Here is a 15,483-nt window from a genome sequence, read left to right as displayed (position 1 = left end):
GATAACATGATTTTTTCTTAAATCTTTTTGAAAATTCTCTGCAATATATTGTACCCCTTGATCAGAATGGAAGATCATACCCTTTTCAGGTTTACGATTTATTTTAGCCATTTTCCAAGCCTTTAAAACTGTGTTTTCTGCTGTCATATCTTCAGACATTGACCATCCTACAATAGAATGGTCAAATAGGTCTAAGATCATTGTTAAATATAACCAACCTTGGTCTGTTGGAATATAAGTAAGGTCTGATACCCATGCTTTTGCTGGTGCATCTGTTTTAAAATTACGGTTCAGTATATTAGGTGCTACCTTCTTTCCATGGTTGGACTGTGTCGTCTGAGGTTTGTAACTTTTACAAATGCAGCTTTTTATGTTTTCTTTTTTCATTATTCTAGCTACTCGATTACGAGAGGTCTGGATACCTTTCTCTTTTAATGAGGAAGTGATCTTATAGCTTCCATACCTCTTTTTTGAAAGGTGATATTCCTTTAAAACATGCTTTGTATCTCTCTCGAAAGCTATTTTACGCTTCGACACTTTTTCCTGACGCCAACTGTAATAGGCTGAACTACTTATTTCTAGAACTTCACACATACTCTCAACAGAAAACTCATGACTATGTTCTTTAATGAATTTATAGGTTAACTGTCGCTCTTGGAGAATATGCCTATGGCCTTTTTTAATATATCACGTTCTGTTTTTACCTTTTGAAGCTCCTTTTCCAACTCTGCTATTCTAGCTTCTTCTGGTGTTTGTACAACATTTCCATTGCCCTGAAAAGAATTACGCTCATATTTATCATATTCACGTACCCATCTTCTAATCATATGATCATCTAGGTTGTTCTCTTCAGCAACTGTCTTTGCTGGTCTACCACTTTGAACTAAGTTAACTATCATCAATTTGAATTCTTTGTCGTAGCTTTTTCTTGTACGTCGTTTTCCCATAATGCAAAAATACTTTTTTTTGATTAAAGGGGCTTAACTTACTCTCCGGGTAAATGTAGCTATTCCATTTTAACTATGGTGCACGAAACACTCGTTTACTTTTGTCCTAGTACTTAGGCGAAAGTAACAAAGAAAAATAGAAGAATAAAAACAGCGAAGCACATTACTAACAATCTCTATCTTGTATTACTTAATACAAAATCATTTCTTCTCTTTGCCCTTTCAAATTGATTATCAAATTTTCGTTCAAAGGGTGTAAAAATATGTTTTTCGAAAAAAGGAAGTGTCTCTATCATACTATTATACCCACAGCCTGTCACTATTAATTTCGCTTGGTCAAATAATGAGTGAGCAGGGTATTGATGGATCATTTCAACATTATCTGCAATTACTCCCGAAAAATCCTTTGGGGAATTGATCAAAATAGGAAGATTGGATTGCTTATAACCAGGGTGTTTTTTCAATAATTCAAGGAGTTGGAGCACCTCTTCTTGGGACCCGGAATGATTGATGAGATAATATTTTTGTTCTTGATTTTGTTGACCTGCCTTTACTTTAGAAGGTTTTAACTGATAATGATGTACAGTGTTAGAATTAGATTTTATAAAACGGAATTGCTCTTGATTCATAAAATCTATAATGTACGAAGTATCAAATTTTACATTTTGAAATGATGATTTTTGAATGTATGTGTTCCATTTCAGATAGCGTGCTATATAATGTGTTCGGCACTGTTTTGGAATAAGATTGAAATCAATTTCTTTAAATAAACCAAGTGGAAAAGTATCAATGTAAAGATCAGTGACAGCGTGTTTTATTAGCTGATGCAATAAGTAGTCAAACAATTTTCCCTTATCATTTACCACTTCTGTATCTATGATAATACATTGATCGGAAGGAAATACTTTAGTAGCCCAAGCAGTTGAAAAAATAAGAAAGTCACTTTCTATTCCTAACGTACTTATCAGTCTTTTCACACGGGTAAGATGCCCCAAACCACCTCCTAATACATAAAACAGTTTCATAACTAAAGAATTTCTACAAATGATTGTAATTCATTTTCCAATGTATAGTTTTCTTTGATATCCTGGTAAAGATTTGTCCCTAATAACGTCCTTTCTTCTTCATCCATTTTAGCGATTTGTTTTAGTTTTAAAGCACAATCTTCTTCATTCAAATTCTCAAAAAGCAACCCATTTTCACCATCTGTAATCACATCTTTCATACCATCTACTGCACTCGTTACAACTGGAATACCAAGTCCTCCTGCCTCTAATAAAACATTAGGCATGCCCTCATAAAAAGAAGGAATTGTGAGCCAATCACAATACAAATAATAAGGTATTAATTCATAACGGCTTACATTTTCCAGTGCTTCATAACTCACTCCTACCTCGTCAAGTAAAGTCTGTTCTGTAGCTGTGATTTCTCCTGTAAAAAGAAAAAGAAAACGATCAGCAACCAGTGAACGTCTCAATGCATTCAGAAAAAATGTAAAACCCTTTTTCTCTTTTATAAAACCAAAAAGGCCAATAATGATTTTACCTTGATGCATACTCCTAAAATCCATTGCCTGCTGTACTTCTTGAGGTGTTTTTCTCCAGAAATTTAGATCAATGCTGTTAGGTGTAAAATACGCTTTTGTGTAATCAAACACCCTCTGCATGCGCTGTATTTTATCATTGCTATTGGTAAATATTCCAGAAGCATTGTTAATTAACCGCTCTAAATTAAATACGTCTTTGGCATTGAATAAGGAAACATCAAAATCATTTCCTCTAAAACAAAAATAGTATGGCACACCTAATAATTTATGAATAACATAAATCCCTTCTTTCACAATATTACCGCCCCACCCCATAATCAGGTCAGCCTCACCCTCAAAATTATTTTCTAAATAAGTGGCTGTAAGATGAAGCGTGTGAGCTTTTGAATGGGTCACTGGAATATAAGTATAGGTCCCATTCTGTTTTGTCAACGTTTTAAAGGGCTTCCCCTTTCTATAAAAATGTACTACATGAATGTAAAAACCCTTTGATTTCAACCCTTCGATAATTCGATCACATGACTCAGACATTCCTCCTTGCTGTGGTGGATAGTTTTCTGTAAGCCAAAGTATTTTTTTCATTAATCTTATTCTTGTTTTACTTTTCCCACTTTCTGACTTTTTGAGTTAAGAATAATGGTTCTTCTTGTGGTTCAGTGGACGTTGCAATGCAACATCCCTACAAGACTCATATTAATACATCCATTGAATCACTTTACAGACCACAACACGGTCCACTTTTCTTAACTCTTCATTCTTCATTCTTAACTCTCCTCTTAACTATCAAAATAAGAAACGTCCCCTTCATCAAATTCATATGCATCTATTCCCTGCTCTTCGAACTCTTCCTTCATAAGATCTATCTCATCGAGCATCATCTCAGAGTACATCAACAATTCTAGGTCTTCTGCCTCATATTCTCTTCTCCTGTGCACAAACCAATACCAGCTGTCATCGTCATACAGTTCTCCATCATCTTGTCTCTTACTGTAGCAAGATTTACAAAATCCATGTTCAGTAAAATGAGTAGCACAAAAATATTTATTACAATCCCCGCATTGATGTTCTGCCCTATTTTCACATCTTTTCAGGGTGAAAATCCCAATTTTTTGTTCACAATTTCCCATTGTTATTTCCTTTTCATTTGTAAAAATGGTTGCTGTAAATGCTTTAACTGCTCATTTAATAAATGACTTGTCTTATGCCTCCCATTGTCTGTTTTGAATTTACCTTTAAACACCCACATTCCAGCTTCTAAGCTCATTCCGTTCTCTTCTACATTAGGTTTAGGTTCGTATTTTTGGCTGTCAAAAAGGATATTATAAGCAACTTTATTGAATTGGTTTTCCTTGGATTTATGTTTCGTTTTTCCAGATCTACTTCTTTTTGTCCAACTTTGTTTTCTGCAAAAGTAATCATCCTGTAAAATTACTTTCACACTATTACCAAGACTGAATTTCAATCTTAAATATTCTTTTTTGTAAATCACAAAATTTCGACCTCGTCTTCTAAACTTATCAACTATCTTGTCTTTTACCTCAAGAGGTGTACAGTCCATACTTAAATTTACTTTTAGTTTAGGGCCAAAATCTTGTATTAAAACATAAATAAGACCTTTCAACACCTCATCATTATTCATTTCAAAAGGTTCATATTTTGTTCTTTTCCTTAATTGAATCGTTAATATGATGCTTCCTATTAAAGCGACAATTAAGACAATAAGCAGCCAATCCACCTCTTTTACATAAGCTAAAAATGCTGCAGCAGCTAAAGCCAATGATCCAAATATTCCATATCCATTAATATGATCTCTTTTACCTTTGATCAGGGTATAATACAAAGATGACTTATGAATGAGGTGATAGAGTTCTCCCAAAGAAAACCTTCCTTCTATTTTTCTATCCTCAATAAATTGGAGTTCATTTGAGGTCAAAGTCCCCTTAAATGTATTGTGATCACCATATTCTCCTTTTGCTTCAGCATACGTTATTCTTAAAGGATATTGTATCATTTTCTGCATTGGCTTCAATTTATTCTTACATTTAAAATTGAAATAAGAGTTAAGAAAATTAGATCGTAAAAGACCACAACACGATCCACTTTTCTTAACTCTTCATTCTTAATTCTTAACTCTCTCCCCTTAACTATCAAAATAAGAAACATCTCCTTCGTCAAACTCATCGGCATCCATTCCATCCTGATCAAATTCATCTCTCATCATTTCTACCTCATCCAGCATCAGCTCAGAATAAGTCAGCAACTCCAAATCACCTGCATCATATCTGTGTCTTCTTCTAGCCGTCGCCCAATACCATCCATCACTTTCCATCAACTGTGAACTATTTTGCCTTTGAGAATAACAAGATCTACAAACACCTAAATTTGTAAAATGTGTATCACAAAAATATTTACCACATTCATCACAATGATACTCTCCTTCCTTATTACATTGTTTTAAAGTGAAAATTCCTATTTTTTGTTCGCAAGTTGCCATGATTCTTTCGTTTTGATCTGTAAAAATGGTTGTTGTAAATGCTCCAATACTTCATCCAATAATTCATTAATATCGGATTCCTCCACTTCTCTTATTTTAAATTTGCTTTTATGTTCCCACATTCCTTCTTTTAGTTCAAATACCTTATTTTCAAAAGTCTGATGTCTTTCGATATACATTTGATTAAAGTGAAGTCTATTTTCATTATCAGCAATAGTATAGTGTCGACTATCTAAAAGTACCTTGTAATATAATTTATGAACACCTTTTTCCTTAGACTTATACTTTGTTTTTACCCTTCCAGCCCTTCTATTAGTGGTTTTCCAATTTTGGACTTTTAAGAAAAACTGATCTTCAAGCTGTAGTTTCATATGCTCTCCAACATTTAACTTCAGCGTAAAAAGATGTTTATTATAGACTTTAATTTTTTTAGCTCCAGCTTGGTATTTTTTCAGCAAATTCACTTTGCTTTGTTCTATTTCATTAAAGTTCAAATTAATATACACCTTCTGCTTAGGTCCGAAATCTTTCATTAAAGCATAGATAATCCCTTTTAAGGCGATTTCATTTTCTAATTGAAATTTAGAGTATTCCGTAATACTCGTAACAATACCTATAGAGATGATTGCACTCACAAAAAGTAAAGCAAAAATCCCTATTCCTAATTTGGTATAACTCGTCATCATTGTAATTATACCAATCATAAAGAGGGAAAAAAGAGTAATTGCTACCTTCAGCGAGAGTTCTTCTCTTAAACCTTTACGCAGTGAATTATACAGTGATGTCTTATAAAGAATATTATAAATCTGCTTTAATGTAAAGTTGCCTTGTAGTTTATTGCTGTTCAGAAATTCATGATCAGCGTTCGTAAGTTTGCTTTTAAAAACACTATGGCTTCCGTATTTTTCTTTTGCCCTTCTGTAGGATATACTCAGAGGGTACTTCGTTATTGTTTGCATATTGTTTCTTCTTCAATTAGTTCATGATAGACATTTTGGAGTTTTTGTATTTGTAGTTCCCATAAATACTGAGACTGAATTTTTTGATAAGCATTTTTAGCCAATTCCTTTCTTTTTGCAGGATCTGAGAGTAACAGATAAATACTTCTCCCTAATTCATTGGGGCGTTCTGACTGCAATAAAATACCATCGTGATCATGCTGAATGATCTCTCTTGTCACCTGCAAATTAGATGCTATTACAGGTACTTGATGAGCCATGGATTCCAGTATTTTCAGTGGTGAACACCCTTGTTCTATATTTCTAGCATCTTCTTTTAATGGAGCCACGGATATCATAGCATGCTGTAATAACTGTGACAAATCTTCCTTGCTTTGTTGATAAAACCATTGGATATTTTCCTCTAGACCAAGACGGCTTACGACCTTATGCAATAGTTTTGCTTCTTTAGGTCTTGTAGAACTGCAAATCACCAACTTCAAATCAGGCTTCATTTTTAAGAGGTAAGGCATACTTTTGATCAGAATATCAACCCCCTGCCATTTTTGAACGGCTCCAAAATAAATGATATAATCTTCATCAATTATCTTTGGATAGTCTGCCTCATTCACATTGGCACCATTAGGTATTACAATTATTTTTGCTTTTTCAATGCCATAATTCTGAAGTATACGCTCTTGTATCAGTAAAGAGGGAACCACAATCATATCACTTTCCTCAAGACAGTACTTTTCTATTTTTCTAATTTTATCAATTGATGCCTTTGAAAGCAAAGGATAGCGGTAGGGCAATTCAATAGAAGGAAAACTATTCACCTCAAAAACGGTCTTATACCTTTTCTCTCCTTTTAAAACAGCTTGTGCAGACCAAATATCCCTATAATGCACCACCTCAAGCTCAGGCATAGACTGTATTTCTTGATAAAGTAACTTCCCATAATATTGAGTACGCTCCCAGAAATTAGGGATTTGCTGTTGCATTCTTTTCAGTTGCACATTCCCTTCCCACTCTTCGCTCAAATATTCTTGATTTCCTAAAGTGTACAGCATTCCTCCACCAAAAAAATCGAATAGTGCATTGGCGAAATGAGTGATATGTGTGGCGGCTCCTTTACTTGTGGGGAACAAGTCAAAAGCACAATATAAGGCACGATGTTTTTCCAAGTTAGCTTACATTAAAAAATTCATTTCAAGTTAAGAAAAAAAATTAAGTACTAGGACAAAAGTTAACAGAGTTTATAATGAAGAATTAAGAATGATGAATGAAGAAAGATGGTTCGTGTAATGATCCTTAAAATACAAAGCAATATGGTTTTAATCATGGTACTATGGACGCTGCAATGCAACATCCCTACAAAATCACAGATCCACAACACGCACACCTTCATTCAAAAAGTGATTATCTCAACAATTAACTACACTCATGGAGGTTATTTCTTAATAAAACCCCACAATCTTTATTTTTGATATGATTATCACTATTTTTAAAACAATTGATTGGATATTATGAGGTATTATTTTTTTCATTTTTGAAATCAATAATATATGATTTTGGTTGTCTTACATTATCACCTTTGAACAGGTAGCTATTCCCTCTCACTGAGGATGAAATAGTCTCATTGTATCATAAAAGCATATTCGCTTTTAGAACAGAAAAAATAAACTTTATGAGTCACCTAAGAAGTGATCAAAAAACCTTTTGGGGCATTAAAGCAAATGCCACCGTTTCCATTACGTCCATACTTATTATCGCCATATTGGTTATCAGCACCTTAATAGTTGGTGATCCCATGGAAGAATGGTTCAAAAAAACACAAACAACTGTAGCCAATAATGTCGGGTGGCTATTTATTTTACTGGTCAATGGTCTTTTATTTTATGCTATCTATTTAGGTTTTAGTAAATACGGAAAAGTAAAAATTGGAGGAAAAGATGCCGAACCTGAGTTTTCTCAAACAGCCTGGTTTGCTATGCTTTTCAGTGCTGGAATGGGAATTGGCCTGTTGTTTTGGTCAGTAGCAGAACCCGTTTTTCACTTTAATGGGAATCCTTTTTTGAAAGAAGGAGGATCACCGGCTGTCGCGGCTGAAAAAGCAATGGGTATTACCTTTTTACACTGGGGAGTGCACGCTTGGGCATTGTATGCAGTAGTAGGATTGGCATTGGCCTTTTTTACTTTTAATCTGAAACTTCCGCTTACCGTCCGGTCTATATTCTTTCCATTATTGGGTAAAAAAATATACGGTCCCATTGGAGATGTAATTGATATAATTGCTGTGATTGCCACCTTATTTGGACTCGCTACTTCACTAGGCTTTGGTGTACAGCAAGTCAATGCCGGTTTAAATTACCTTTTCGATATTCCTACTACTAACACAGTAGAATTGATTCTGATTGTGATCATCACGCTCTTTGCCACTTTATCATTGGTATTGGGCCTTGACAAAGGAATCAGAATGCTAAGTGAATGGAATATGCGTTTAGCTTTAGGGCTAATGCTTATGGTTTTATTAGTCGGCCCTACCCTATTTATATTAAAATCTTTTGTTCAAAACCTTGGCTACTATGTCTATGAGTTTTTTGAATTAAGTTTCTGGACCAATTCATACAAAGGAGTCGGTACAGATAAAAACTGGCAAAACTCCTGGACTGTATTTTACTGGGCATGGTGGATTTCATGGTCCCCATTCGTAGGCATTTTCATTGCTCGTATTTCAAAAGGCAGAACCATCAAAGAATTTGTTTTGGGTGTATTGATCGTTCCCTCATTACTCACATTCCTTTGGTTGAGTGTATTTGGCGGAAGTGCCTTATACCAAGAATTAATCGGTAACCACAGCATCACTGAGGCGGTAAATAAAAATATTGCTACAGCAATTTATTTCCTGTTGGAACAATATCCATTTACCACTTTTGCTTCCATCCTAACCGTCATTCTAGTCACAAGTTTCTTTGTGACTTCATCTGACTCAGGTTCATTTGTGGTAGATACATTAACCTCAGGAGGAAGACACGATGCACCTGTAGGTCAAAAAATATTCTGGGCTTCCATGGAAGGTCTTATTGCAGGCGTTTTATTAATGGGCGGTGGTTTAACAGCATTGCAAACAGCCTCCATCTTGACGGGACTTCCATTTTCAATCATCATTATCATTATGTGTTTTAGTTTCTACAAAGCACTTTCTGATTATTATAACGAGCATTATCAAAAGAAAAAATAATGCGCTCTCAAAACATTTACTAGGACAAAAAAAAGTTAAGCAACTTTTTTTTGAATGAAGAATTAAGAATGTAAAATGAAGAAAAACAGTTCGTAAAATGGTTCTTGTAGTGGTTCGTGAGACGCAAAGCATTTCGTCTCTACAGGGGTTCTACTTTCAAATCAATGAACTACTAAATTTGATAGGTATCAGTACCATATTTCTTCATTCTACATTCTTAATTCTTAACTCTTCATTCAAAATATCATTTCAGATGAAATCTCTCTACTCTTTCATTATATTACTTTTCTCTATTTCTATCTCTATCAATGCACAAGATAAACCGGAAATAAACGTGGGAGGTGCACTCCGTTTCAACTATAATAATTCTTCTTGGAAAGAAACCCATCAAAACACAGGAGGTGAATTTGGTTATGATATGTTTGCCATCAAGCCCACCGCTTCTTTCAAAGGCATTGGTCTAAATGCTGAAGTACGCCTCTATTCCCAATCCTTTGGAGGTATCTTCTTAAAACAAGGCTGGTTTGACTATGACTTCTCTGATAAAAATCAGATTCAACTTGGCCTCACTCAAGTCCCTTTCGGCATTACGACCTATAACTCTCACAACTGGTTTTTCAGCATCAATTATTACGTTGGACTAGAGGACGATCATGATATGGGGCTGAAATTCACCCATGACGACGATAAGTGGACTTATAACCTTGCCTTCTTCAAAAATGCAGAAGAACTTGATTTCGGAGGAAACTCAGACCTTTCCAATAGCCGTTATGCCTACGATGTGGCATCAATGGATGAAAATGGAGACGGTCAGTTACAATACAGAAACAAAGAGGTCAACCAATTGAACGCAAAAATACTCCGTAAATTAGGCAGTGATGATTTTACGCATGAGTTAGGACTTTCTGGTTTGTTTGGGGGACTTTATAACCTAGACACCAAAAAGACAGGAACACATTATGCACTAGCCCTTCACTATGAGTTCAACTATAAAAAATGGAACCTCAAAGCACAAGCATCCCACTACAAAAAATCACCTAATGCTCCCGATGGAGAAAGAACAGATGTAGTAGCACTAACCGCTTACGGTGCTCCTTACCTTGTTGCCGCTGAAGCTTCTACCTATACACTAGGCGTTAGTTTCACTCAACCCGTAGAATGGGGACCGATTTCCTCATTGGAGTTTTACAATGACTTCGGGATGGTCGACAAAGTCGAAGCCTCTTTCTATGATTCCTACCAAAACGTAACAGGCTGTTTAGTGTCTGCAGGACTGATGTATATTTATGTAGATGCCGCCTTTGGTAAAAATCAACCTTGGCTTGATCCCAACTTTAATACTGCTCTGGCTTATGGTGTGAAAGACGCAGACTGGCACTTGAGATTTAATATTAACTTTGGGTTTTATTTTTAGAGAGAAAGAGAGAGTTATTTTATTGATATTTTCCTGACTTCAGTAAGTCTTTTATAATCATTTTTGCCTGTTCAAACTTATGATTGTATTTCTTCTTCTCCATCAATTCTATTCCGTATTTACGAGCATATACTTTTATACTGACGGTCTCCATCAATAAATCCTCTTCCATGGGCTTTTGATACTCATAAACCTCACAATGCTTTGTGATCAGAAGCGAACGAAATGGCAGTTTTACATTACACTGATAAGTAGGCAATTTATGTATAGCATGAATCCTAATTCCCTCTTTGTTCAAATCTCGTCGTACCGTAAAATAAGCTTTCCCTCCGGGTTTTAATAAATAAGAAACCTCTGCAAGTACCCTTGTCTGCTCTTCTTTTTCCACGACATTCAACACATAATGACAAATAATAGTATCGTACTTTTTATTAGGAAAAACGGGAGCATAAAACTTATCATACTGCTCTATTTCCACTCCTAGTAAAGCTAAAGCTTCTGTATCTTTCCCATGTCCGGAGCCAAAATCAAGAACCTCTCCTTTCAGAAATTTCTTTTCGTGTAAAAAACGTGAGGGAAATGATATGCTTTTACGATGAATTGCAGTAAGTTCGGGGTGATGTTTAACTGTTGTATTTTTTAGCATAATGAACCGTTTGAGTAGTAATAGTAATGAGGCTTTCCAATTGATAAGCCATATTCTTCAGAAAGATAGTAAATCTTCGTCTTACAAATTAGCTTTACTCAGAGGAATAATTGAAATACTCACTGAAAATCAAGCATTAGTCTACGAAGAAGAAGATTACTGTTTTATTCCATTAGGTCCCCTTGCTGAAAAATGGTTATTCTATTATTTACCTTTTGTCTATCATGAAGTACATCAAAACTCTGGAAGACCCATCGTTTTTTACCAACATCTAAAAGAGTTACAACAATGTTATAAAGGGGAATTGTTAGACATAGAAAAAAGTATTCTGAGGGACATAAAAAAAGGTTTTCCTAACCCCAATAGAAGAGAAAAATATCAAAATTGCATACATGAAATAGCTCAATGTATTTACAAAAACCCTATGAGATATACATTGAATCAGTATTTCAAAAGTGAGTATCAATTTTATCAGAAAAGAGAGGAACTTCCTTCTCTAAAAAAATTAGATGTTAGTCATAAAATATATAGAAATGACATTCATGAGCATTTAGGCTTTATCTCTTTTAGGGCACATGTAAGACATGGCTTAGAACTTTTCGGTTCATTCCTTATTGGAGAAAATTCCATTATCAATAACTGGGCAGACTTAACACTAAATTTCAAGAAAAATAAATCACTTCCTTTCGAGAAAAATGAAATTGTTGAGTTGCTCTATCATTCCAATAATATCAGAAGTGTTGATCCCCCTAGAAGTTATTATGAAAAAGTCCAAAGTAAAGGAGAGCTTTTCTGTTTATGGACGCTTAAACCATTAAAAGAAAATTTTGAAACCGACCATATCATCCCTTGGTCATTTTGGAAAAATAACGATATCTGGAATCTTATCCCTTCTCAAAAAGATGTCAATAATAACAAAAGAGCTAAAATACCTTCTGTAAAATTACTCCGTTCTCGAAAAAAAGAACTAATCAATATCTGGCAACAAACTCACTCTGAATACAAAGACCAATTTGAAAGAGAAGTCGCTCTTACCTTGAACATTCCAAAGCACGACTTCTCTTATGAGAAAATCTTTGAGAAGTTGATTGAAAAAGTGGAGTATTTGATTGATGAGTTGGGAATGGAGGAATGGTAGTTTTTAAATTGCTTTCAATAGCAAAAAACTTTTACAAGCATTGTATATGTAGGTTGATTACTACACACGATTCCATTTTAAGCACTCTTTATAAAAAGCTCCTAACTCATCTTTCAGATCTTTATCCTTGAAGTATTCAATCCATTCCTCATAAGATAAAACTGCAGTTTTACATCTTGAAACGCTTTGCATAATTTGCTCATCAACATCTAACTCTGATATTTCGAACCTATTTTCTATTTGACTATTGACAACTGAGGCTTTGAGCTGCTCTTTAGTCTGATGATGCTTAATCATCTTTTCAGGAGCCACTACAATGAAGAAAGTATCACAGTCTTCCCTTGGTGTATTATGAGCAATGCATACAATATTTCTGCTTGCTTGATTATAATCAGGAGCATGAGTTGTTCCTTTACTCAAATTACTTTTCATTTTGGCTTCTATAATTCCAAAAATTGAAGCATTTTTCTCCACTGTTATTTCTCCTCTTTCTTCATAATTTACACTAAAATCACCAAGTGCCATATCAGCATGTGTATACCCCTCACGATTAATTTCTGCCTTTACAAAAGGACTAGATATCAATCCTTCTGAGGTGGCATTTTTGATTTTACCAAAATCTATCAAACTCCCTATTTTTATTTTTTGTTGGAGAGAATAATGAACTAAAAACCGTGTCATCCATCCCTCATTGTAGATTTCTGTTGGATTGACAAAAGGTATAGTTGAAGTCGATGAAATAGAGTTTACAGTTGCTTTGAATAATTGATCTAAGTAGTTCATTTCTTGAATTAAGTTTGTTTTGCTTTAGTTTTAATATTGGCTAAAAGTAATAATAAATTGTGAAAAGTTTCTCTTCTTTTCTCTTTAATTTCACATTCCCAAACCGTTATCACATTCCACCCCATTTCTGTCAGCTTGTGCTTATTCAAAATATCGTTTGCTCTATTTCTACTGATCTTCCATTCCCAATAATCTACCCTACTTTTGGGTAATCGAAAGTACTTGCAACCTTGGTGCCCATGCCAAAAACATCCATTTACATTGATCACGGTTTTATACTTTGGAAGTACAATATCAGGAGTTCCCGGTAACTTCTCCCCTTTGCTTTTTCCATGTAACCGAAAACGAATCCCTTCCGCATGTAAAAACTTTCTCAAAATCATCTCGGGTTTGGTGTCCTTGGATTTAATTTGAGACATGTTGTAGGAGCGTTGGGATTCGTTGAGGGTGTCCATGTTTATATTTCATTTTGCAAGAAAGAATACTATTTGAAATTCATTCTCTTATTACAGTTACTCAAAATAATTTCACTTCTAAAATATACAAAATCCATTTTTAATTTGACATTCTCCAAAAAAACACCTAACCTTACAATACACTGACTATCATCAGTGTGGTTAATTTATTCAAAAACTAAGCTTATTCTCACTGCTCTAGATTCATACTTGATGCAACAAATATTATTCATATCCCCTATTAAAAAATCAGTTATTTATTGTAGTTGAATTAAATGTCAATGATGAATTGTAGTGCGTAAGCAAAACGTAAAACCACTAAATCATGTCTATTGCTAAAAAAAATGAGAAAGAAATTCTGGAACGTGCTCATACTACTTTTTCTAATGCTTTAAATACACCAAAAATTCGTCAGTTGCTGGAGTTGAACGGTTATCATAAATCTCAAATTGAAGAGGGGTTGTTGATTTCTTCTGAAACAGAAAGTCTGTATAATCAATTTAGTGCTGTTCGGGAGGAACTGAAAAGGTTAGAGGAATTAACGAAAGTAAGAAGGTGTCAGCTCATTAATTATTATAATATACATCGGGAATCGCTTACTTCATTTTATGAGAATGATGGGCTACTTACGAGAAAATTAAGGTTGAATAAGGAAATGTCTTCTTCTCATGATGACCTTTTGAAAGAGATTGAAAGTATGTATACTACTCTTCGTAAAAATAACTTTATTAAGGATCAGGTGAGGGAAATTAATATTGACGACGATGCTCTTGAGCAGATACAACGGGTTATTGATGATTTAAAGGAAAAGCAAAAACTACTTCTACATTTGAAGGATAAGGCTCAGGGACTCTTTTTAGTGATTAGTGACAAACAGCAATTACTTCTTCGTAAAATCGAGGAGATAAAATTGGTAGCTCAGGGTAGTTTGGCTGATACTATTTCTTCTTAAGCTCTTAAATAACAATAGTCGAATTTTAATGATTTACAGTTGAAATTTATATAAAACACCTCTCTCTCCCCCCGTTAAAGAGGTTATAATTTCAATTTAAATCATATAAGTTCATGAAAAAGCATTTATTATTTTTACTAGGTACATTATTATTTTTCACTGTTAATGCACAAGCTCAATTTTATGTGGGTGCATCTGGCGGTAACTCTTTTATCAACCAAAGCTTAAACGATATTAATGGCAATAGTTTCAAAGTGGATGATAATACTGGAAGCTGGAAAATCTATGGTGGTTTAGGTAATAAGTTCCTTGGCGTTGAAGGTGGTTACAGAAGCGTAGGTACGGCTTCGACAGTAGCAAATGATGTGTCTTACGAAACATCGATTACGGGTTGGGATGTAGCGGCTAAAGGTACAATTCATATTGGACCAGTTTTCGGTTTTGCTAAAGCAGGTGCCTTTTTTGGGCAATATGACAACAGATACCCTGAGGTAAGTAGCATGCAGAAAGATACTTCATTTATGTGGGGCCTTGGCGCTGGTGTTCTCTTGGGTGATACTTTTGAAATCAGAATGGAATGGGAATCATTAAATCTTCAAGGAAGTAATAATATCTCTACCTTGAGTTTAGGTACTGCAATTCATTTTGGTGGAGGAAAGAATTAGGCGACTTTAAGAGGGAAGAAAATGATTCTTGTTGTGGTTCAGTGGACGTTGCGATGCAACATCCCTACACAGTATCCATCAAAAAGGATATTCTACCTAAATTTGAACGTAGGCTGTAGGGATTGTTTCATAGCGACGTTCACTGAACCATCATAAAAACCATTTTACGGACAATAAAACACTCCACATTTTTCAACTTTCATTATAAACTTAGTGTGTCTCAAAGATTTACAGGTTTGTCATCCATTAATATGTGGGTAAGTA

17 protein-coding genes are annotated in these 15,483 nt (G+C 34.6%); 5 read left to right on the top strand and 12 right to left on the bottom strand.

What is annotated here, in order from left to right:
• The 9 genes from HHU12_RS23465 to HHU12_RS23425 all read right to left on the bottom strand — a co-directional run.
• Positions 1-630 (bottom strand): IS3 family transposase (locus HHU12_RS23465; RefSeq protein WP_317170530.1); only part of this gene is annotated, 630 nt, incomplete at its 3' end.
• 11 nt (positions 631-641) lie between these two features.
• Positions 642-947 (bottom strand): transposase, encoded by a 306-nt coding sequence (locus HHU12_RS23460; RefSeq protein ID WP_169659179.1) that lies wholly within the window; start codon positions 945-947, stop codon positions 642-644.
• A 176-nt stretch (positions 948-1,123) separates the two neighbouring features.
• A complete protein-coding gene (locus tag HHU12_RS23455) occupies positions 1,124-1,972 on the bottom strand; it encodes a hypothetical protein (protein ID WP_169659178.1) in 849 nt (282 codons plus the stop codon).
• Between the two features lie 2 nt (positions 1,973-1,974).
• Complete coding sequence (locus HHU12_RS23450; protein WP_169659177.1) at positions 1,975-3,075, bottom strand: glycosyltransferase family 4 protein; 1,101 nt, start codon at positions 3,073-3,075, stop codon at positions 1,975-1,977.
• A 194-nt stretch (positions 3,076-3,269) separates the two neighbouring features.
• Positions 3,270-3,620: a hypothetical protein gene (locus tag HHU12_RS23445; RefSeq protein WP_169659176.1), complete on the bottom strand. Its 351-nt coding sequence runs from the start codon at positions 3,618-3,620 to the stop codon at positions 3,270-3,272.
• Between the two features lie 2 nt (positions 3,621-3,622).
• Positions 3,623-4,513 (bottom strand): hypothetical protein, encoded by an 891-nt coding sequence (locus HHU12_RS23440; RefSeq protein WP_169659175.1) that lies wholly within the window; start codon positions 4,511-4,513, stop codon positions 3,623-3,625.
• Between the two features lie 120 nt (positions 4,514-4,633).
• Positions 4,634-4,987, bottom strand: a complete 354-nt coding sequence (locus HHU12_RS23435; protein WP_169659174.1) for a hypothetical protein — start codon at positions 4,985-4,987, stop codon at positions 4,634-4,636.
• Positions 4,963-5,946 carry a hypothetical protein gene (locus HHU12_RS23430; protein ID WP_169659173.1) on the bottom strand — a complete coding sequence of 328 codons (984 nt, stop codon included), beginning with the start codon at positions 5,944-5,946 and terminating at the stop codon, positions 4,963-4,965. The genes HHU12_RS23435 and HHU12_RS23430 overlap by 25 nt, the downstream gene beginning before the upstream one ends.
• Positions 5,934-7,109, bottom strand: coding sequence for a glycosyltransferase family 4 protein (locus HHU12_RS23425; RefSeq protein WP_169659172.1), 1,176 nt, complete (start codon positions 7,107-7,109; stop codon positions 5,934-5,936). Before HHU12_RS23425 ends, HHU12_RS23430 begins: the two co-directional genes overlap by 13 nt.
• A 503-nt stretch (positions 7,110-7,612) precedes the next feature.
• On the opposite strand from HHU12_RS23425, the gene HHU12_RS23420 reads away from it, so the two are divergent.
• Both HHU12_RS23420 and HHU12_RS23415 read left to right on the top strand, forming a co-directional pair.
• Positions 7,613-9,166 (top strand): BCCT family transporter, encoded by a 1,554-nt coding sequence (locus tag HHU12_RS23420; RefSeq protein ID WP_169659171.1) that lies wholly within the window; start codon positions 7,613-7,615, stop codon positions 9,164-9,166.
• A 253-nt stretch (positions 9,167-9,419) separates the two neighbouring features.
• Positions 9,420-10,580, top strand: a complete 1,161-nt coding sequence (locus HHU12_RS23415; protein WP_169659170.1) for a hypothetical protein — start codon at positions 9,420-9,422, stop codon at positions 10,578-10,580.
• 19 nt (positions 10,581-10,599) lie between these two features.
• Here the strand turns inward: HHU12_RS23415 and HHU12_RS23410 are convergent, their stop codons facing one another.
• The gene (locus HHU12_RS23410; protein WP_169659169.1) at positions 10,600-11,226 is read right to left on the bottom strand and encodes a class I SAM-dependent methyltransferase; all 627 of its coding nucleotides are present in this window, start codon (positions 11,224-11,226) and stop codon (positions 10,600-10,602) included.
• Position 11,227: 1 nt separating this feature from the next.
• Here HHU12_RS23410 and HHU12_RS23405 point away from each other — a divergent pair, with 1 nt between their 5' ends.
• On the top strand, positions 11,228-12,364 hold the full coding sequence (locus tag HHU12_RS23405; RefSeq protein ID WP_169659168.1) for an HNH endonuclease domain-containing protein: 1,137 nt from the start codon (positions 11,228-11,230) through the stop codon (positions 12,362-12,364).
• A 60-nt stretch (positions 12,365-12,424) separates the two neighbouring features.
• On the opposite strand, the gene HHU12_RS23400 is transcribed toward HHU12_RS23405, so the two are convergent.
• On the bottom strand, positions 12,425-13,147 hold the full coding sequence (locus HHU12_RS23400; RefSeq protein WP_169659167.1) for a hypothetical protein: 723 nt from the start codon (positions 13,145-13,147) through the stop codon (positions 12,425-12,427).
• A gap of 8 nt (positions 13,148-13,155) precedes the next feature.
• A complete protein-coding gene (locus tag HHU12_RS23395; protein WP_169659166.1) occupies positions 13,156-13,602 on the bottom strand; it encodes a very short patch repair endonuclease in 447 nt (148 codons plus the stop codon).
• Between the two features lie 325 nt (positions 13,603-13,927).
• On the opposite strand from HHU12_RS23395, the gene HHU12_RS23390 reads away from it, so the two are divergent.
• Together HHU12_RS23390 and HHU12_RS23385 are read left to right on the top strand one after the other, a co-directional pair.
• Positions 13,928-14,554, top strand: coding sequence for a hypothetical protein (locus HHU12_RS23390; protein ID WP_169659165.1), 627 nt, complete (start codon positions 13,928-13,930; stop codon positions 14,552-14,554).
• A gap of 113 nt (positions 14,555-14,667) precedes the next feature.
• Positions 14,668-15,219 carry an outer membrane beta-barrel protein gene (locus HHU12_RS23385; protein ID WP_169659164.1) on the top strand — a complete coding sequence of 184 codons (552 nt, stop codon included), beginning with the start codon at positions 14,668-14,670 and terminating at the stop codon, positions 15,217-15,219.
• The last annotated feature ends 264 nt before the right edge of the window (positions 15,220-15,483 follow it).

It is taken from the genome of Flammeovirga aprica JL-4, from assembly GCF_012844305.1.
GTDB classification, from domain to species: Bacteria; Bacteroidota; Bacteroidia; order Cytophagales; family Flammeovirgaceae; genus Flammeovirga; species Flammeovirga aprica.
The sequence above is the reverse complement of the archived record's forward strand: the minus strand, read 5'-3'. Positions and strand labels throughout refer to the sequence as shown.

Excerpts from the sequence above, each read along its gene's own strand:
- HHU12_RS23460 (WP_169659179.1), bottom strand. The coding sequence starts at position 947 with ATGGGAAAACGACGTACAAGAAAAAGCTACGACAAAGAATTCAAATTG.
- HHU12_RS23455 (WP_169659178.1), bottom strand. The coding sequence starts at position 1,972 with ATGAAACTGTTTTATGTATTAGGAGGTGGTTTGGGGCATCTTACCCGT.
- HHU12_RS23450 (WP_169659177.1), bottom strand. The coding sequence starts at position 3,075 with ATGAAAAAAATACTTTGGCTTACAGAAAACTATCCACCACAGCAAGGA.
- HHU12_RS23445 (WP_169659176.1), bottom strand. The coding sequence starts at position 3,620 with ATGGGAAATTGTGAACAAAAAATTGGGATTTTCACCCTGAAAAGATGT.
- HHU12_RS23440 (WP_169659175.1), bottom strand. The coding sequence starts at position 4,513 with ATGCAGAAAATGATACAATATCCTTTAAGAATAACGTATGCTGAAGCA.
- HHU12_RS23435 (WP_169659174.1), bottom strand. The coding sequence starts at position 4,987 with ATGGCAACTTGCGAACAAAAAATAGGAATTTTCACTTTAAAACAATGT.
- HHU12_RS23430 (WP_169659173.1), bottom strand. The coding sequence starts at position 5,946 with ATGCAAACAATAACGAAGTACCCTCTGAGTATATCCTACAGAAGGGCA.
- HHU12_RS23420 (WP_169659171.1), top strand. The coding sequence starts at position 7,613 with ATGAGTCACCTAAGAAGTGATCAAAAAACCTTTTGGGGCATTAAAGCA.
- HHU12_RS23415 (WP_169659170.1), top strand. The coding sequence starts at position 9,420 with ATGAAATCTCTCTACTCTTTCATTATATTACTTTTCTCTATTTCTATC.
- HHU12_RS23410 (WP_169659169.1), bottom strand. The coding sequence starts at position 11,226 with ATGCTAAAAAATACAACAGTTAAACATCACCCCGAACTTACTGCAATT.
- HHU12_RS23405 (WP_169659168.1), top strand. The coding sequence starts at position 11,228 with ATGAACCGTTTGAGTAGTAATAGTAATGAGGCTTTCCAATTGATAAGC.
- HHU12_RS23400 (WP_169659167.1), bottom strand. The coding sequence starts at position 13,147 with ATGAACTACTTAGATCAATTATTCAAAGCAACTGTAAACTCTATTTCA.
- HHU12_RS23395 (WP_169659166.1), bottom strand. The coding sequence starts at position 13,602 with ATGGACACCCTCAACGAATCCCAACGCTCCTACAACATGTCTCAAATT.
- HHU12_RS23390 (WP_169659165.1), top strand. The coding sequence starts at position 13,928 with ATGTCTATTGCTAAAAAAAATGAGAAAGAAATTCTGGAACGTGCTCAT.
- HHU12_RS23385 (WP_169659164.1), top strand. The coding sequence starts at position 14,668 with ATGAAAAAGCATTTATTATTTTTACTAGGTACATTATTATTTTTCACT.